The organism is Burkholderia sp. Bp8984, assembly GCF_003853755.1.
GTDB lineage: Bacteria > Pseudomonadota > Gammaproteobacteria > Burkholderiales > Burkholderiaceae > Burkholderia.
The window spans coordinates 114240-130561 of record NZ_QTQN01000019.1; the positions used below are offsets into that span (position 1 = coordinate 114240).

At 65.6% G+C, this 16322-nt stretch carries 18 protein-coding genes; 7 read left to right on the top strand and 11 right to left on the bottom strand.

Translation table 11 applies throughout. The annotated features are described in order from the left end of the window. The first annotated feature begins 3 nt into the window (after positions 1–3). Genes htpG through DID98_RS20240 form a run of 3 tightly spaced genes read left to right on the top strand, consistent with a single transcriptional unit; the run spans position 4 to position 2986 of the window. The gene (htpG, locus tag DID98_RS20230) at positions 4–1902 is read left to right on the top strand and encodes a molecular chaperone HtpG (protein WP_124571298.1); all 1899 of its coding nucleotides are present in this window, start codon (positions 4–6) and stop codon (positions 1900–1902) included. An 8-nt stretch (positions 1903–1910) separates the two neighbouring features. Further along, a complete protein-coding gene (locus tag DID98_RS20235) occupies positions 1911–2510 on the top strand; it encodes a chorismate lyase (RefSeq protein ID WP_044846453.1) in 600 nt (199 codons plus the stop codon). Beyond that, positions 2510–2986, top strand: coding sequence for a DNA-deoxyinosine glycosylase (locus DID98_RS20240; RefSeq protein ID WP_124571299.1), 477 nt, complete (start codon positions 2510–2512; stop codon positions 2984–2986). Before DID98_RS20235 ends, DID98_RS20240 begins: the two co-directional genes overlap by 1 nt. Positions 2987–3021: 35 nt before the next feature. On the opposite strand, the gene DID98_RS20245 is transcribed toward DID98_RS20240, so the two are convergent. Beyond that, positions 3022–3825: a hypothetical protein gene (locus DID98_RS20245; protein WP_124571300.1), complete on the bottom strand. Its 804-nt coding sequence runs from the start codon at positions 3823–3825 to the stop codon at positions 3022–3024. Positions 3826–3900: 75 nt separating this feature from the next. Further along, positions 3901–4596: a mobilization protein gene (locus DID98_RS20250; protein ID WP_124571301.1), complete on the bottom strand. Its 696-nt coding sequence runs from the start codon at positions 4594–4596 to the stop codon at positions 3901–3903. On the opposite strand from DID98_RS20250, the gene DID98_RS20255 reads away from it, so the two are divergent. After that, entirely contained in the window at positions 4595–4783 is a 189-nt protein-coding gene (locus DID98_RS20255; protein ID WP_124521597.1) for a hypothetical protein, read from the top strand. The two genes, DID98_RS20250 and DID98_RS20255, sit on opposite strands and share 2 nt — an antisense overlap. Positions 4784–4785: 2 nt before the next feature. Here the strand turns inward: DID98_RS20255 and DID98_RS20260 are convergent, their stop codons facing one another. The 4 genes from DID98_RS20260 to DID98_RS20275 form a co-directional block, all read right to left on the bottom strand. After that, positions 4786–6588, bottom strand: coding sequence for an alkaline phosphatase (locus DID98_RS20260; protein ID WP_124571302.1), 1803 nt, complete (start codon positions 6586–6588; stop codon positions 4786–4788). A gap of 110 nt (positions 6589–6698) precedes the next feature. Then, positions 6699–7022 (bottom strand): helix-turn-helix domain-containing protein, encoded by a 324-nt coding sequence (locus DID98_RS20265; RefSeq protein ID WP_039319579.1) that lies wholly within the window; start codon positions 7020–7022, stop codon positions 6699–6701. Continuing rightward, complete coding sequence (locus DID98_RS20270; RefSeq protein WP_044846435.1) at positions 7019–7381, bottom strand: type II toxin-antitoxin system RelE/ParE family toxin; 363 nt, start codon at positions 7379–7381, stop codon at positions 7019–7021. Before DID98_RS20270 ends, DID98_RS20265 begins: the two co-directional genes overlap by 4 nt. Positions 7382–7705: 324 nt before the next feature. After that, the gene (locus tag DID98_RS20275) at positions 7706–7960 is read right to left on the bottom strand and encodes a hypothetical protein (protein ID WP_044846436.1); all 255 of its coding nucleotides are present in this window, start codon (positions 7958–7960) and stop codon (positions 7706–7708) included. Positions 7961–8108: 148 nt separating this feature from the next. Between DID98_RS20275 and DID98_RS20280 the strand changes: the two genes are divergently transcribed. The 3 genes from DID98_RS20280 (at position 8109) to mctP (ending at position 11014) form a co-directional block, all read left to right on the top strand. After that, a complete protein-coding gene (locus tag DID98_RS20280; protein ID WP_124487185.1) occupies positions 8109–9026 on the top strand; it encodes a spermidine synthase in 918 nt (305 codons plus the stop codon). Positions 9027–9224: 198 nt separating this feature from the next. Further along, the gene (locus DID98_RS20285) at positions 9225–9467 is read left to right on the top strand and encodes a DUF3311 domain-containing protein (protein ID WP_011657556.1); all 243 of its coding nucleotides are present in this window, start codon (positions 9225–9227) and stop codon (positions 9465–9467) included. After that, positions 9464–11014: a monocarboxylate uptake permease MctP gene (gene mctP, locus DID98_RS20290; protein WP_044846438.1), complete on the top strand. Its 1551-nt coding sequence runs from the start codon at positions 9464–9466 to the stop codon at positions 11012–11014. The genes DID98_RS20285 and mctP overlap by 4 nt, the downstream gene beginning before the upstream one ends. A gap of 90 nt (positions 11015–11104) precedes the next feature. On the opposite strand, the gene DID98_RS20295 is transcribed toward mctP, so the two are convergent. The 5 genes from DID98_RS20295 to DID98_RS20315 all read right to left on the bottom strand — a co-directional run bounded on the left by DID98_RS20295 (position 11105) and on the right by DID98_RS20315 (position 16240). Next, a complete protein-coding gene (locus DID98_RS20295) occupies positions 11105–11560 on the bottom strand; it encodes a VOC family protein (protein WP_124487186.1) in 456 nt (151 codons plus the stop codon). A gap of 250 nt (positions 11561–11810) precedes the next feature. Beyond that, the gene (gene tal, locus DID98_RS20300; RefSeq protein ID WP_044846440.1) at positions 11811–12764 is read right to left on the bottom strand and encodes a transaldolase; all 954 of its coding nucleotides are present in this window, start codon (positions 12762–12764) and stop codon (positions 11811–11813) included. Positions 12765–12932: 168 nt separating this feature from the next. Continuing rightward, on the bottom strand, positions 12933–14144 hold the full coding sequence (locus DID98_RS20305; protein ID WP_044846441.1) for a benzoate/H(+) symporter BenE family transporter: 1212 nt from the start codon (positions 14142–14144) through the stop codon (positions 12933–12935). A gap of 56 nt (positions 14145–14200) precedes the next feature. Further along, positions 14201–15376 (bottom strand): VWA domain-containing protein, encoded by a 1176-nt coding sequence (locus DID98_RS20310; RefSeq protein ID WP_124571303.1) that lies wholly within the window; start codon positions 15374–15376, stop codon positions 14201–14203. Positions 15377–15397: 21 nt separating this feature from the next. Then, positions 15398–16240, bottom strand: a complete 843-nt coding sequence (locus DID98_RS20315) for a MoxR family ATPase (RefSeq protein WP_124571304.1) — start codon at positions 16238–16240, stop codon at positions 15398–15400. Positions 16241–16322 lie beyond the last annotated feature (82 nt).

The window sequence follows — 16322 nt, forward strand, 5'->3', positions numbered from 1 at the left end:
TCCATGGCACACGAAACGATGAGCTTTCAGGCAGAGGTCAAGCAACTCCTCCACCTGATGATTCATTCGCTCTACAGCAACAAGGAAATCTTCCTGCGCGAACTGGTGTCGAACGCGTCCGACGCGGCCGACAAGCTGCGTTTCGAAGGGCTCGCGGACAACGCGCTGTACGAGAACGATCCGAACCTGCGCATCCGCATCGGCTTCGACAAGGCGGCACGCACGATCACGATCGAGGACAACGGCATCGGCATGAGCCGCGACGAGGCGATCGCGAACCTCGGCACGATCGCGCGTTCGGGCACCAAGGAATTCTTCACGAAGCTGTCCGGCGACCAGCAGAAGGATGCGGCGCTGATCGGCCAGTTCGGCGTCGGCTTCTACTCGGGCTTCATCGTCGCGGACAGGATCACCGTCGAGACGCGCCGCGCCGGCCTGCCGGCGAACGAAGCCGTGCGCTGGGAAAGCGCGGGCGAGGGCGATTTCACGATCGACGCGATCGAGCGCGCGCAGCGCGGCACGAAGATCACGCTGCACCTGCGCGAAGGCGAGGACGAGCTGCTGTCGTCGCACCGCCTGAAGTCGATCATCCAGAAGTATTCCGATCACATCGCGCTGCCGATCCTGATGCAGAAGGAAGAGTGGGATCAGGAAAAGGGCGAGATGGTCCTGAAGGACGAGGACGAGACGGTCAACCAGGCGAGCGCGCTGTGGACGCGCTCGAAGAGCGACGTCACCGACGAGCAGTACACGCAGTTCTACCAGCACATCGCGCACGACCACCAGGATCCGCTCACGTGGACCCACAACCGCGTCGAGGGCCGCAGCGAATACACGCAGCTGCTGTTCGTGCCGGCGCACGCGCCGTTCGACCTGTGGAACCGCGACTACCGCGGCGGCCTGAAGCTGTACGTGAAGCGCGTGTTCATCATGGACGATGCCGAGCAGCTGCTGCCGCAATACCTGCGCTTCGTGAAGGGCGTCGTCGATTCGGCCGACCTGCCGCTCAACGTATCGCGTGAAATCCTGCAGGAAAGCCGTGACGTGAAGGCGATCCGCGAAGGCGTGACCAAGCGCGCGCTGTCGATGCTCGAGGAGCTCGCGAACGCGGAAGAGGATGCCGGCAAGGAGAAGTACAAGACGTTCTGGAGCGCGTTCGGCCAGGTGCTGAAGGAAGGCCTTGGCGAGGATCACGCGAACCGCGAGCGCATCGCGAAGCTGCTGCGCTTCGCGTCGACGCACGGCGACACCAACGCGCAGGACGTGTCGCTCGCCGACTACGTGTCGCGCATGAAGCCCGAGCAGAGCAAGATCTACTACGTGACCGCCGATACGTGGCAGGCCGCGAAGAACAGCCCGCACCTGGAGGTGTTCCGCAAGAAGGGTGTCGAGGTGCTGCTGCTGACCGATCGCGTCGACGAATGGATGCTGTCGTTCCTGCACGAGTTCGACGGCAAGCCGCTCGCGAGCGTGGCGCGCGGCGATCTCGACCTCGGCGAGCTGAACGACGAGGAAAAGAAGGCGCAGGAGCAGGCGGGCGAGGCAATCAAGCCGGTCGTCGAGAAGATGAAGGAAGCGCTCGGCGACAAGGTGAAGGAAGTGCGCGTCACGTTCCGCCTGACCGATTCGCCGTCGTGCCTCGTCGCCGACGACAACGACATGAGCGGCTATCTGCAGCGGATGCTGAAGGCGGCCGGCCAGAACGCGCCGGCGATGCAGCCGATCCTCGAGATCAATCCGGAGCATGCGCTGGTGAAGCAGCTGAACGCCGATAGCGCCAACTTCGGCGACTGGTGCCATCTGCTGTTCGACCAGGCGTTGCTGGCCGAAGGCGGGATGCTCGACGATCCGGCGAGCTTCGTGAAGCGGACCAACGCGCTGCTGCTGTCGCGCAGCGCGTGAACGCGCGGATGCGATTCGACGGCGCACGGGCGGGCTGGCGCGACACGCCCCGGCCCGGCTGCACGCTCGACCAGCGCGACTGGCTCACGCGCGGCGGTTCGCTGACCGCGCATCTCGCGCGGCTCGGCAGCGTGAGCGTGCGCGTGACGCGCGAGGCCGTCGACTGTCCGTGGTTCGACGAGCCGGACGCGCTCGACAGTGCGCCGCGCGCGCCGATGTGGGTGCGCGAGGTGATCCTGTCGGTCGACGGCACGCCGTACGTCGCCGCGCACAGCATCGCGCCGCTCGCGGCCAGCAAGGGCGTGTGGCAGGCGATGCGGCGGCTGCGCACGCGGCCGCTCGCGGAGCTGCTGTACAGCGATCCGCAGGTCGAGCGCTCCGCGCTCGTCAGCCGGCGCGTGATCGCCGGTCATCCGCTGTATGCGCTCGCGAGCCATGCGCTCGGCGCGGGCGTGCGCGCGCCGCATGCGTTCGCCGCGCGGCGCTCGGTGTTCCAGCGGCGCGGCAAGCCGCTGATGGTCACCGAATGCATGCTGCCCGCGCTGTGGCGCCATCTCGATGCGCACGGCGACGGGCCGCGCTCCGTCGGACCACGCGGAGCAGCGTGATGCTGCAAGGCTTTCCGCCGGTCGTCGGGCCGCATACGCATACGATGATTCTCGGCAGCTTTCCGGGCGAGGCGTCGCTCGATGCCGCGCAGTACTACGCGCATCCGCGCAACCAGTTCTGGCGGTTGCTCGGTGCGGTGCTCGGCGAACCCGGGCTGCACGAACTCGTGTATGACGCGCGGCTCGAACGCGTGCTTGCGCACGGCATCGGCATCTGGGACGTGCTCGATGCATGCCATCGACAAGGCAGTCTCGATTCCGCGATCCGCAATGCGAAGCCGAACGACTTTGCTTCGTTGCGCGAGCATGCGCCGTTGCTGAAGAAAGTCTGCTTCAACGGCAAGACGGCAGGGCGGTTTGCCGATGTGATCGGCGCGGCGGGTTATGAAACGCTCGTGTTGCCTTCGTCGAGTCCGGCGAATGCGACGTTGTCGTTCGAACAGAAACTGGTGCTCTGGCGCGCCCTTCGCACCTGAGGCGCGCCGGATTCCGAGGATTCGGTGAAGCGGTATCAGGTGGGCGGCGGCAGGTGCCTGGCGCCCCTGGCCGCGGCAATGCGACCTTGTGCTGCGACGAGTTGGTCGTCGGTGGTCGCCACCAGCCACAGACGTGCGTGCTCCTCGATCCGGCGGTTGTGGTCCTTCAACGGACCCATCGCGGCAGCGGCCTTCCAGACCACCGGGCCGATTCGGCTACTCCTGCCCGACGGCGCGCCTACCAGCAGGCAGTAAGGTCCCAGCGGAAGCGATACGAACGGAAGTGCCGGACTGGCGCTCACGCGCCAGTCGATGAACGGTGTGTCGCTGATCAGCAGCGGCGTGGGCAAGCCGTAGAGCACACTGAAATCGTACAGCGCCAGCTGCTCTCGCATGGCGACGTACGTTCGCCGGATGTCGTCGACAACCGCCGCGCGGATCTCGTCGTCGAACATCGCTTCCTGCGCGTAGCGGGCAAATGCCTGTCGAGCCTCCCGTTGATACGCGCTGAACAGGCCGATCTCCACGCAGTCCTGCACCGCGCGCTGAACCTCCGCCACAGAACCGGCTTCCGCAGGCGTGCCCAGTTGCGCAGCCCGCAAAAAGCGTGCAAGTCCTTCCTCGTGGATCGCAGGACCCTCCGCGGATGCGTCGTCGTCAGGGTTCTTGCCCAGCGGCACGTAGATATATTTCTCGGCAGCGAAATGCGATTTCTTGCCTGCATCGAACTTGATTTCGCCATCGACGCAGTCGAGATAGCGCGTCCCGATCCGGCCGTGCTCCCAAACCCAATTCTTCAGGAACGGACGGAGTGGATGCAGTCTGTCGTGATCGGCCATCGCAACCTCCAGGTTTCCGTGTGTGAGCCATTCCGCCAACGCGCCGCACCCTCCGCGCCGTCGCAGGGGCCCGCACTACAACGCGAGCGTGCCCAGCTCCTCATAAGTACGATGCAGCCAGACCTTGACGCGCTGCCGCTCCAGCAAGCCGAGCCCCGTGGCGGCGCGGTCGGGATGATTGACCGCCGCCCAGAAGCTCGCGCTTTGACGATCGATCTTCTGCATCGTCGTGTCGGGCAGGCGGCGCAGCGTAATCACGCTGGCGCCGAGGGCCTCGGCCCGCTCGCGTTCGCCGGACGCCGCCAGAATCTCGAAGCGATCGCCGCGGACTTCATTCAGTACCAGCACCAGCCTGATGCGTCCACCGAATTCGTCGAGCCAATGCCGCAGCAGATCGACCGAATCGCGTCCGGTGTCCATCACGTGCCACCACGTCAACGTGAGGCCGTGTTCTTCGGCAAAATCCAGCACGTCCGAATCGTCGAGCCATCTTGCGAGCGACTGCCGCGTCTGGGCCGCGAGGTCGACCAGTATGCGCCGCTGCGGATCTTCGAGCGCCGATTCCATGACCGGATCGAGGCTGTCATGCTGGTCGAGCACGGCAGGCGCGGCAAAATCGGCATAGAACCGCAGTAGCGCGCCGTGCGATCGGTCGGTATCGAAGCCCATGAAGGGCACGCTCCGATCGATGAAATACTGGGCCAGCACACGGGCGGCGAGCGATTTGCCGACGCCGCCTTTTTCCCCGCCGATGAAGTGGATGTGACTCATGATTACGAAATCCCGTGTGATGGAGCCGGTATGGCCGGAACGGATGTTGGCAGGCTTCGATGACGTTACGGCGTATCAGGTCACGTCGAAAGAAAATGCAGGTGCGACAGCAGCATGCTGTCTGATCGACGCCGATGTCAAACTGAACAAAATGGCAGCGCCAGCATGCGCCATCTCTGAAGCGTGAACCTAGAAGCGCTCGACGCGCACCTCGACCGAATCCTTGGGCACGGTCAGCAGCGTGCGTTCGAGCAGGGCCTCCGCGGGCGCGGTGCCGTCCGGGTTCAGCGGCCTCACTTTGTTGAACACCACGCAAAAAAGCTCCGGCGTGACGGTGGCTGACGCATAGCCCTGTGCGTCGTGGTCGGCGTGGCGCAGATCGGGGTTGTTCGTCGTCAGGAAGGTGTCGAGTTTGGCCGGGGTGGAGGCCAGCGATGCAAACGGCGTGCCGCTCCATGCGGCTTTCAGGTAGGAATAGAAGGACGCGCTGCTGATGCCTGCGCAGACGAAGTCGACGGCCACGGGCGTGCCTTTTGCAGGGTCGGGGTCGTCCCGCACGACGCCGCACTGAAACGCATGCAGGTCCCCGCTGATCGCGACGACGTTGCGGATTCCCTGCTCGTTCAGGTATGAGAGCAGCTCGCGTTTGTGCGCCGGATAGCCGTCCCATGCGTCGCAATCGACCACGAGGCGTGCTGCCGGTGTCTGCGGCGCGCCTGGCATCACGGCCCACAGACGGTTCAACATCACCTCGTTGCCCCACACCTTCCAGGTCGCGGGCGAACCTTTCATCGTGGCCTTCCACCATTGCGTCTGCTCCGGGCCGAGCATCGACGGCGCGCGACCAAGCTGCGCGGCAGCCTGCGCCTCCAGGCGCTGCAGCACACCCTGGTTGACGAAGTAGCGCGAGCCGGCTGCGTCGTCGCCGTTGACCGGGTCGTGCCCGCGTGTACGCGCGACAGACGCCTCGCTGACGACATGGTCGTCGCGATACAGCCGCTCGTCCGTCATCACGAGATGCATCAGCGTGCCGAAGCGAAATTCGCGATAGATACGAATGTTGGTGTACGACGGATTGTCCGGTTCGAAGCGCACGTCGCTCCAGTCCACCGGCATGTACTCCGCCCACGCGCGACTGGCGCTGCGGCGGCGCTGCGTCTCCTGCCTTTCCTCGTTGGTGTAGACCTGGTGATCCTGCCAGCAGTCGTCGGAAAATTCGTGGTCGTCCCATATCGCGATCATCGGCAGGCGCTGGTGCAGCGTCTGCAAGCGCGCGTCGGTACGATAAGTGCGATAGAGCGTCCGATAGTCTTCGAGCGTATCGGCATACACGCGGCCATCGGCGAGCGGCTTTCCGTCAGGCAGGCGCAGCGGCGGGTGCGCCGCCTCGACCGTGCCGGGTCTCGAGGCCCCAACCGTCTCATAGATGTAATCGCCCACATGCACGACGAAATCGAGATCGCTTTCGGCTGCCAGCAGGCTCATGGCTTGCCAGTGATTGATGCTCCAGTCCTGGCAGGTGAGCCATGCGAAGCGAACGCGGTGGTTGGCCTCGTCGGCATCCGGAGCCGTGCGCGCGACGCCGGTGGCACTCACGTCGCCGCCGGCGACGAACCGGTAGTGGTACGTGAGATTCGGTGCGAGCTGCGTTACCTTCGCGCGCACGGTGAAGTCATAGGTGGCGCGTGCTCCCAACGAGACGCTGGCGACGAGCGTCGAGAAATCCGGCCGCGTCGATACTTCGAGTCGTAACGGGATCGTGTGCGCGACGCCTTTCGCGCGGTGCCGCGCGTTCTCGGCGACGGGCACGCAGCGCGTCCAGAACACGACGGAGCGATCGCGCGGATCACCGCTGGCGACGCCTTGCGGGAACCGATACCTGCCCTTGCGCGCGGTGCCGGCAGATCGGGCCGACAGCGGAACGACGAGCGTACCGGTGGCTGCCGCAACCGTGAAAAAGGTCGACGACTTGAGGAAATGGCGGCGATCCATCGATCCTCCCGATCGACATACCAAGGATGCCAGGAGAGGAGCGTCGCGACGCAGCAGTACGCGATCGCGTCGCTCGCCCTGCAATCCGGAACATCGGCACGACGTTGCCGTCAGGCGGCGAATACGACTTCGATGTGCCCTTCGACTTCGGACTGACGGTCAGGCCCGACGACGATCTGCACGTCGCGTCCGAGCTTCGCCAGACATTCGAGCATCTTCGTTTCGCTCACGCCGCGAAACTGCCCGCGCAGCATGTTCGACAGCTTCGGCTGCGTCATGCCGAGCAACCGGGCCGCCTGCTGCTGCGTCCATTTGCGTGCCTTGATGATCTCCGCGATCTTGGCGGCGAGTTGAGCCTTCACGCGCATTTCGTCGGCATCGCGCATGCCCAGATCAGCGTAGACGTTCCCGCTGCCCGGTTCGATTTCGATCATCGTCTTGCTCCTTGTGCGTGTGCTTCGGCTGCTTTCAGGCGTGCGCGGACGAGATCGCCGTCCGGCTTCGGCGTCGCGATGCCGCACGATGATTTCTTCTGGAAGCAGTGCAGCACGTAGACGCTGCTCCCGAGCTTCACCGTGTAGACGGCGCGGTACGTGCCGTTGTCTTCCGATTCCACGATCTCGAGCACGCCGGCCGATCCGAACCCTCGCAACGGTTTCGCCTGCTCGTGCTTGCGTCCGGTCTGCGCCAGATAGAGCGCATAACCGAACGTGTCCTGCACGGCTTCGGGCATCGCTTTGAGGTCCTTGCGCGCCGAGCCGAGCCAATACAGCGGTTTGATGTACGGATCCATCGATGAATTTATCCCTATTTGGGTATATTTTCAAGGTGCGCGCAGGAACCCGGTGCGACCGTTCGCATGCGGTGTGAGGGCGGGGCAGGCTGGAGGTGAACGCCGACGGGCGATGCCGGCGGCACCGCGGTGCGTGTTGACGAAGGCGAGCGCGCGCGTGATCTTCCGGCCGATGGCCGTTTCTTCACATCTTTGCGTCGCGGGGGACCGGGGCAATTCAGCCGTTCGACAGAGGGCGATCGATTTGGGGCGATGACAGCGGGAAGCGGGTTGTTCGTTGCCGAAGAACGGCGATCGTACGTGCGTGCGTGTCGCGCCGGACGATCAATCGTCCTTGCCCCATCGCCACCCGGGCTTCTCGCCCTTGAGCCAGCAAACGGCAGTCAGCAGCGCGACCAGTACCACGATGCAGGCACCGTATGCGATCGGCGATTGGTGCGGCGGCACCAGCCACGCGCTCGCGATGATCCCGGTCGCGAACAGCAGCAGCACGACCCAACCTTGCCATGCGACAGGCAAACCCCATCCCCAGCCGTAGCGCTTCGCGGGAAACCAGATCTTCTTGCCGTTCGAGGTCATGCGTCCTCCTTCGATCAATGAACGCGGCGTAGCGCCAACGGCGCGGTGAAGTCGAAGTCGTGCATCACCAGGCGTTCGGTACGGTTCCCACCGCCACCAATGCTATCCTCTCGTCCGCTCATCCAGCGTCACCCAGCGAGATTCAATCATGACCCGACTGATCAAGCGCGCGTCCGCCGAGGCGCGCGCGTTCAAAAAACGCAAGCCGTCCGCCTACAACGGCTCCGAACAGCTCCAGCCGCCGCGCGTGAAGCGCCGCCCGGAGATCGACGAACACGACGACGTGCCCGTCCTCGACGCACCGCGCAAGCCGCGCTTCGCGCCCGTCACGTTCTCGGAAGAGCGCGGCGTGCGCTTCCTGCACTTCGGTACCGAATGGGTGCAGGGCGCGATGCGGATTTCGAAGCCGCTCGCCATCGAGCTCGAATACGCGCAGCAGATGATGGCGTGGCTGCTGTTCCTCGAAACGCCCGAGCGGATCGTCCAGCTCGGGCTCGGCACCGGTGCGCTGACGAAGTTCTCGCACCGCTTCCTGCCGCACGCGAAGGTCGAGGCCGTCGAACTGAACCCGGCCGTGATCGTCGCCGCACGCACGATGTTCGCGCTGCCGCCCGACGACGCACGCCTCGTCGTGCACGAAGCCGACGCGTGGGACTTCGTCAACGATCCGGCCAACCGCGGCACGACGGGCGCACTGCAGATCGACCTGTACGACGCGACCGCACGCGGCCCGGTGCTCGACAGCGTCGCGTTCTACCGCGCGGTGCGCGGCTGCCTCGCCGACGCGGGCATCGCGACGATCAACCTGTTCGGCGACCATCCGAGCTTCGTGCGCAACATGAAGCACCTGAACGCGGCGTTCGACCATCGCGTGATCGCGCTGCCCGAAGTGCACGACGGCAACCGGATCGCGATCGCGTTCTCGGGCCCCGCGCTCGACGTGTCGTTCGCGCAGCTGGAAGCCCGCGCGAAACTGATCGAGGACACGCTGAAGCTGCCCGCGCGCAAGTGGGTGAAAGCTTTGAAAGAAACGATCGGCGCACGCGAATCCTCGTTCGCGATCTGACGCTCATGCGCCGGCCGCATGCCGGTGCAACCGCATGACTGGGGGCGGATCACCTCGGGTTCGCCCCCGCTTGACCGCGCGTTCGCGGCTCCTATACTGGCGCGAAGCCAGGGGAGCCGCAGCTTACCCGTTTTGCCGCTCCTCTCGCCGCCGCACCCGCTTGACAAGATCGATAACCGGGAAAGATGAGGAGACGTCATGGCTCACGATGCCGACGCCAATCGGGCCGCCAAGCGCTGGCTCTGGCTGCTGGTACTGCCGCTGATCGCGATGGTGTGGGTACCGTCGTACAGCAAGATCGAACCGCAATGGTTCGGATTTCCGTTCTTCTACTGGTACCAGCTCCTTTGGGTCTTCATTAGCGCGGTGATTACCGCGTTCGTCTATTTCAAGACCAAGAACGCGTGGAAGGCGAGCGGCCCGCAGGGAGGTGCGCGATGAATCTCGGCGCGACCTTCGTTTTCGTGCTCCTGTTCATCGGTGTCACGATCATCGGTTTCCTGGCCGCCAACTGGCGGCGCGGCGATCTCGCCCATCTCGACGAATGGGGCCTCGGCGGCCGCCGCTTCGGCACGATCGTCACCTGGTTCCTGCTCGGCGGCGACCTCTACACGGCCTATACGTTCGTCGCGGTGCCCGCGCTCGTGTTCGGCGCCGGCGCGATGGGCTTCTTCGCGCTGCCGTACACGATCCTGATCTACCCGTTCGCGTTCGTCGTGTTCCCGAAGCTGTGGAGCATCGCGAAGCGTCACGGCTACGTGACGGCCGCCGACTTCGTGAACGCACGCTACGGCAGCCGGATGCTCGCGCTCGCGATCGCGGTGACGGGCATCCTCGCGACGATGCCCTACATCGCGCTGCAGCTCGTCGGCATCGAAGTCGTGATCGGCGCGCTCGGCTTCGACACGACGGGCTTCGTCGGCGACCTGCCGCTGATCATCGCGTTCGCGATCCTCGCCGCGTACACGTACACGTCGGGGCTGCGCGCGCCCGCGATGATCGCGATCGTGAAGGACATCCTGATCTACATCACGATCGCCGCGGCGGTCATCGTGATCCCGGCGAAGCTCGGCGGCTTCGGCCACATCTTCGCGAGCGTGCCGCCCGCGAAGCTGCTGCTGAAGGCGCCGGACGCGGCGAGCCTGAACGGCTACAGCGCGTACGTGACGCTCGCGATCGGCTCGGCGCTCGCGCTGTTCCTGTATCCGCACTCGGTCACGGCGATCCTGTCGTCGTCGTCCGGCAACTCGATCCGCCGCAACATGGCGATGCTGCCCGCGTACTCGTTCGTGCTCGGCCTGCTCGCGCTGCTCGGCTACATGGCGCTTGCAGCGGGCGTGAAGGACATGCCGCAGTACGCGCCGTACTTCAAGGCGTTCGGCCCGAACTTCGCGGTGCCCGCGCTGTTCCTCGAGTATTTCCCGTCGTGGTTCGTCGGCGTCGCGTTCGCGGCGATCGGCATCGGCGCGCTGGTGCCGGCGGCGATCATGTCGATCGCGGCCGCGAACCTCTATACGCGCAACATCCACCGCGAGTTCATCAACCGCGACATGACGCACGACCAGGAGACGCACGTCGCGAAGCTCACGTCGCTGATCGTGAAGGTCGGCGCGGTCGCGTTCATCCTCGGGCTGCCGCTCACCTATGCGATCCAGCTGCAGCTGCTCGGCGGGATCTGGATCATCCAGACGCTGCCCGCGATCGTGCTCGGCCTTTACACGCGGCTGCTCGACCATCGCGGCCTGCTGGCCGGCTGGGCGGCAGGCATCGTGTGCGGCACGTGGATGGCGGTGTCGCTGAAGCTCGCGAGCTCGATCTTCACGATCCACCTGTTCGGCCTCGCGATTCCCGGCTACGCGGCCGTGTGGTCGCTGGTCGTGAACCTGGTGGTGGCGGTGGCGGTGAGCGTGCTGGTGCGCGCGATGGGCATGGCGCATGCGGAGGATCGCACGCGGCCGGAGGACTATCTCGACGTCGTCGAGGGTTGATGCGGGCGGCGCGGCCGCGTGTCGCGGGCCGCGCATCGCGCAGCGGCAACGACGCCCGTCACTGCGAAGTGGCGGGCGTTTTCGCGGGTGTCAGCCCTGCGCGCGTTTCACGAGATCCTCGCGTTGCGACAGGTCTTCGACGTTGACCATCCAGTGCACGCCGAAACGGTCCTTCGCCATCCCGAAGCCGAGCGCCCAGAACGTCTTGCCGAACGGCATCGTCACTTCGCCGCCGTCGGCGAGCGCATTGAACAGCTTCTGGCCTTCCTCGACCGTCGCCGGGTTCAGCGACAGCGAATAGCCGGCATGCGCGGCGCCGGCCGGCTGGCTGCAGTCGCCGTCCGAGCACATGATCATCGAGTCGCCGATCGTGAAGCTCGCATGCATCACCTTGTCGGCCATCTCGGGCGTGATCGCGTGTTCGGGATTCGGCGGCGCATCCTTGAAGCGCATCTTGAACATCGTCTTCGCGCCGAGCGCCTTTTCGTAGAACTGAAGGGCCTCTTCCGCGCGGCCGTAGAACGTCAGATACGGTTGGACTTGCATCGTTGTCTCCTGTTGACCGGGCCGGCGTGTCGGTGCCGGCGCGGGTACTTCCAAGATTGACCGGGAAGAGCACGCCGGGATGCGGCCGGCGCACTCGTGACGTGGATTGTAGTGCGCGCGTCTGACGATGGAATGAAAAATAAAAACGGCCGCGAACACGCGGTTCGCGGCCGTTCGTCACGCTGCTGACGGCTGTTGTCAGGGTTGCTGACAGTTCAACTGCCGGCCGTCACGTCAGGTGCGGCGTGGTTCAGCGCAGCCCGTCGATCAGCTTTTCGAGCTTCACCGCATCGGCGGCGAACACGCGGATGCCTTCGGACAGCTTTTCGGTCGCCATCGCTTCGTCGTTCAGCTGGAAGCGGAACGACGCCTCGTCGATCGCGACGCGCTCGGTCGGCTTGTCCTGCAGCGCGTCCGGCGACAGCTTGCGCGCCACCGTTTCGGTGCTGTCGTGCAGCTTCTGCAGCAAATCGGGGCTGATCGTCAGCAGGTCGCAGCCCGCGAGCTCGGTGATCTGGCTCGTCGTGCGGAAGCTCGCGCCCATCACTTCGGTGTTGTAGCCGAACGTCTTGTAGTAGGTGTAGATGCGGCGCACCGACTGCACGCCCGGATCGTTCGCACCGCCGTTCTTCGCTTCATCCCAGTCGGCGCCGGCCTGCTTCTTGTACCAGTCGTAGATGCGGCCGACGAACGGCGAGATCAGTTGCGCGCCGGCTTCCGCGCACGCGGCGGCCTGCACGAGCGAGAAAAGCAGGGTCATGTTGCACTTGATCCCTTCCTTCTGCAGCACCTCGGCCGCGCGAATGCCTTCCCACGTCGACGCGAGCTTGATCAGGATGCGCTCGCGGCCGACGCCGGCGGCTTCGTACAGTGCGATGAGTTCGCGACCCTTGTCGATCGAGCGCTGCGTGTCGAACGACAGGCGCGCATCGACCTCGGTCGACACGCGGCCCGGAATCAGCTTCAGGATCTCGGTGCCAAATGCGATCAGCAGGCGGTCGATGATGAAATCGGTGCTTTCGTTGCGATGATCGCGGACGGTTTTCTCGAGGATCGGCTTGTACGCGTCCTTCTGGACGGCCTTCAGGATCAGCGACGGGTTCGTGGTCGCATCCTGCGGCTTGTATTGCGCAAGCTGCTGGAAATCGCCCGTGTCGGCGACGACGGTCGTGTACTGCTTCAGCTGGTCGAGTGCGGTAGTCATGGCGATTCGGAAGAAGGGCGCGGCGCGCCGGGTTCTCACGGGCCGCGCGAGCGCGGCGGCGAAGCGAGGCGGCGCCGGGCGCCGCCTTCGATCCATCATTTTAGGCCCGATTCGTGTCGGGCACGTTTTGGCGGGTCCGGCGCCTGCTGTGGCGGGCGTCGCGCCGCATCACGCGGGGCGACGCGCGTTCAGGATCACCTGCGTGACGATCCCCGCGACGAGGCCCCAGAACGCCGAGCCGATCGACAACAGCGTCAGACCCGACGCGGTGACCATGAACGTGACGAGCGCGGCTTCGCGCTGCTTCACGTCCTGCATCGCGTTCGCGAGCCCGCTCATGATCGAGCCGAACAGCGCGAGCGCGGCGACCGACACGACGAGCGCCTTCGGCAGTGCCGCGAACAGCGCGGCGATCGTCGCGCCGAAGATCCCGGCGATCAGGTAGAACGTGCCGCACCACACGGCGGCCGTGTAGCGCTTCGCGTGATCCTCGTGCGCTTCGGGGCCCGTGCAGATCGCCGCGGTGATCGCCGCGAGGTTCACGCCGTGCGAGCCGAACGGCGCGAGCAGCAGCGACGCGAGGCCGGTGGACGCGATCAGCGGCGACGACGGGGTCGAATAGCCGTCCGCGCGCAGCACCGCGATGCCCGGCACGTTCTGCGACGCCATCGCGACGACGAACAGCGGAATGCCGATGCTGACGATCGACGCGATCGAGAACGCGGGCATCGTGAACACGGGTTGCGCGAGCGCGATGTGGAAGCGGCTGAAGTCGAGCAGACCGAGGCCGCCGGCCGCCACGGTGCCGACGAGCAGCGTCGTGACGATCGCGTAGCGCGGCGCGAGCCGCTTGACGATCAGGTAGGTGAAGAACATCGCGAGCACGAGCGCGGTCTGGAACTGCGCGGCGCGGAAGATCTCGATGCCGATCTCGAACAGGATGCCCGCGAGCAGGGCGGCAGCGATGCCGGCCGGAATGCGCCGCATCAGCGTGTCGAACAGCCCGCTCAGGCCGACCGCGGTCAGCAGCAGTGCGCACACGACGAACGCGCCGATGGCTTCGGGATACGGTACGCCGGGCAGCGACGCGATCAGCAGCGCGGCGCCGGGCGTCGACCATGCGACCACGACGGGCGCGCGAAAGCGCAGCGACAGGCCGATCGTCGTCAGCGCCATGCCGATCGACAGCGCCCAGATCCACGACGAGATCTGCGCGTCGGTCAGGTGCGCGGCGCGGCCGGCCTGGAACATCAGCACGAGCGAGCTCGTGTAGCCCGTCATCATCGCGACGAAGCCGGCGACGAGCGCCGAGACGGACGTATCGGTGAAAAAGCGGCGGCCGCCGGCGCGGCCAGCGCTCGCGGTGGGCGAAGGGTTCATGCTATCTCCGGGGGAGGCCGCCTGGACGCGGCCTTCGTGTCTGCAGGGTGGGTTCGTTACTTGCTGAGTGCGCGCATCGCGGTTTCGAGGCCCGCGAGCGTGAGCGGGTACATGCGCTGACCGAGCACGTCGCGAATGATCGAGACCGATTGCCGGTATTCCCATAGCCGCTCGGGCTCCGGGTTCAGCCATGCATGGTGGGGGAACTGGTCGGCGAGGCGGCGCAGCCAGACGGCGCCGGCTTCCGGATTGTTGTATTCGACCGAGCCGCCGGGCTGCAGCACCTCGTACGGGCTCATCGTCGCGTCGCCGACGAAGATCAGCTTGTAGTCGGGCGTGAACTTGTGCAGCACGTCCCACGTCGCGGTGCGCTCCGCGTGACGGCGGCGGTTGTTCTTCCACAGGTGGTCGTACACGCAGTTGTGGAAGTAGTAGAACTCCAGGTGCTTGAACTCGGCCTTCGCGGCCGAGAACAGCTCCTCGGTGCGCTTGATGTGGTCGTCCATCGAGCCGCCGACGTCGAGCAGCATCAGCACCTTCACGTTGTTGTGGCGCTCGGGCACCATCCGCAGGTCGAGCCAGCCGGCGTTCGCGGCCGTGCTGCGGATCGTGCCGGGCAGGTCGAGCTCCTCGGCCGCGCCTTCGCGCGCGAAGCGGCGCAGGCGCCGCAGCGCGACCTTGATGTTGCGCGTGCCGATCTCGACGGAATCGTCGTAGTCGCGATAGGCGCGCGCTTCCCACACCTTGACCGCGGTGCGGTTGCCGTTCGACGGGCCGCCGATGCGCATGCCTTCTGGGTTGTAGCCGCCGTGCCCGAACGGCGACGTGCCGCCGGTGCCGATCCACTTGTTGCCGCCTTCGTGGCGTTCCTTCTGCTCGTCGAGCAGTTCCTTCAGGCGCTCCATCAGCTTGTCGAGGCCGCCCATCGCTTCGATCTGCGCCTTTTCCTCCGGCGACAGCTCGCGCTGGAGGCGTTTCTCGAGCCAGTCGAGCGGAACGTCGAACGCCTCGGAAGGCAGGGCGGACACGCCGTGGAAATACGCGCCGAACGCCTGGTCGAACCTGTCGAAGTACTGCTCGTCCTTGACGAGCGTCATCCGCGCGAGGAAGTAGAACGCGTCGATCGACGGCGAGATCAGCCCGGCCTTCAGCGATTCGAGCAGCGTCAGGTATTCCTTCACCGAGACGGGCAGCTTGGCTGCGCGCAGCGCGTAGAAGAAATTGAGCAGCATGGCCGGGCCTTCGCGGGTGGGTTACCGGTTGTGCCGATTCATGTAGACGAGCCGCTCGAGCAGGCTCAGATCCTGCTCGTTCTTCAGCAGCGCGCCCGCGAGCGGCGGCACGATCTGCTTCGCGTCGACGCCGCGCAGCACGTCGGCCGGGATGTTCTCGGCGAGCAGCAGCTTCAGCCAGTCGAGCAGCTCGGACGTCGACGGCTTCTTCTTCAGCCCCGACACGGCGCGCAGCTCGAAGAAGCTCTCGAGCGCCGCGCGCAGCAGTTCCTCGCGGATGTCCGGGAAGTGGACCGCGACGATCTGCTGCATCGTCGACGGATCGGGAAACTGGATGTAGTGGAAGAAGCAGCGGCGCAGGAATGCGTCGGGCAGCTCCTTCTCGTTGTTCGACGTGATGATCACGAGCGGGCGGTGCTTCGCGCGCACGGTCTCGCGCGTCTCGTACACGTGGAATTCCATCCGGTCGAGCTCGCGCAGCAGGTCGTTCGGGAATTCGATGTCGGCCTTGTCGATCTCGTCGATCAGCAGCACGCTCGGGTGCTCGGCGTCGAACGCCTGCCACAGCACGCCCTTCACGATGTAGTTCGCGATGTCCTTCACGCGCGCGTCGCCGAGCTGCGAGTCGCGCAGCCGCGACACGGCGTCGTATTCGTACAGGCCCTGCTGCGCCTTCGTCGTCGACTTGATGTGCCACTGCAGCAGCGGCATGTCGAGCGCGGCCGCCACTTCCTCGGCGAGCATGGTCTTGCCGGTGCCGGGCTCGCCCTTGATCAGCAGCGGGCGCTGCAGCGTCAGCGCGGCATTGACCGCGAGCTTCAGGTCGTCGGTGGCGACGTAGTGCGAGGATCCTTCGAAACGCATGGCGGCGCTCTTTCCTGGTCGCAAAAAAACTCAGTATAAGTCAGAAGGGCTGTCCGGTTGGGCCGGGGCCGCGTATCGTTGC

What these genes read in the sequence shown, in the direction of transcription:
- htpG (WP_124571298.1), top strand. Translation starts at nt 4, where the DNA reads ATGGCACACGAAACGATGAGCTTTCAGGCAGAGGTCAAGCAACTCCTC.
- DID98_RS20315 (WP_124571304.1), bottom strand. Translation starts at nt 16,240, where the DNA reads ATGCGTTTCGAAGGATCCTCGCACTACGTCGCCACCGACGACCTGAAG.
- DID98_RS20285 (WP_011657556.1), top strand. Translation starts at nt 9,225, where the DNA reads ATGGCTCACGATGCCGACGCCAATCGGGCCGCCAAGCGCTGGCTCTGG.
- DID98_RS20295 (WP_124487186.1), bottom strand. Translation starts at nt 11,560, where the DNA reads ATGCAAGTCCAACCGTATCTGACGTTCTACGGCCGCGCGGAAGAGGCC.
- DID98_RS20305 (WP_044846441.1), bottom strand. Translation starts at nt 14,144, where the DNA reads ATGAACCCTTCGCCCACCGCGAGCGCTGGCCGCGCCGGCGGCCGCCGC.
- DID98_RS20255 (WP_124521597.1), top strand. Translation starts at nt 4,595, where the DNA reads ATGATTACGAAATCCCGTGTGATGGAGCCGGTATGGCCGGAACGGATG.
- DID98_RS20250 (WP_124571301.1), bottom strand. Translation starts at nt 4,596, where the DNA reads ATGAGTCACATCCACTTCATCGGCGGGGAAAAAGGCGGCGTCGGCAAA.
- DID98_RS20280 (WP_124487185.1), top strand. Translation starts at nt 8,109, where the DNA reads ATGACCCGACTGATCAAGCGCGCGTCCGCCGAGGCGCGCGCGTTCAAA.
- tal (WP_044846440.1), bottom strand. Translation starts at nt 12,764, where the DNA reads ATGACTACCGCACTCGACCAGCTGAAGCAGTACACGACCGTCGTCGCC.
- DID98_RS20265 (WP_039319579.1), bottom strand. Translation starts at nt 7,022, where the DNA reads ATGATCGAAATCGAACCGGGCAGCGGGAACGTCTACGCTGATCTGGGC.
- DID98_RS20245 (WP_124571300.1), bottom strand. Translation starts at nt 3,825, where the DNA reads ATGGCCGATCACGACAGACTGCATCCACTCCGTCCGTTCCTGAAGAAT.
- DID98_RS20235 (WP_044846453.1), top strand. Translation starts at nt 1,911, where the DNA reads ATGCGATTCGACGGCGCACGGGCGGGCTGGCGCGACACGCCCCGGCCC.
- DID98_RS20310 (WP_124571303.1), bottom strand. Translation starts at nt 15,376, where the DNA reads ATGCTGCTCAATTTCTTCTACGCGCTGCGCGCAGCCAAGCTGCCCGTC.
- DID98_RS20270 (WP_044846435.1), bottom strand. Translation starts at nt 7,381, where the DNA reads ATGGATCCGTACATCAAACCGCTGTATTGGCTCGGCTCGGCGCGCAAG.
- mctP (WP_044846438.1), top strand. Translation starts at nt 9,464, where the DNA reads ATGAATCTCGGCGCGACCTTCGTTTTCGTGCTCCTGTTCATCGGTGTC.
- DID98_RS20275 (WP_044846436.1), bottom strand. Translation starts at nt 7,960, where the DNA reads ATGACCTCGAACGGCAAGAAGATCTGGTTTCCCGCGAAGCGCTACGGC.
- DID98_RS20240 (WP_124571299.1), top strand. Translation starts at nt 2,510, where the DNA reads ATGCTGCAAGGCTTTCCGCCGGTCGTCGGGCCGCATACGCATACGATG.
- DID98_RS20260 (WP_124571302.1), bottom strand. Translation starts at nt 6,588, where the DNA reads ATGGATCGCCGCCATTTCCTCAAGTCGTCGACCTTTTTCACGGTTGCG.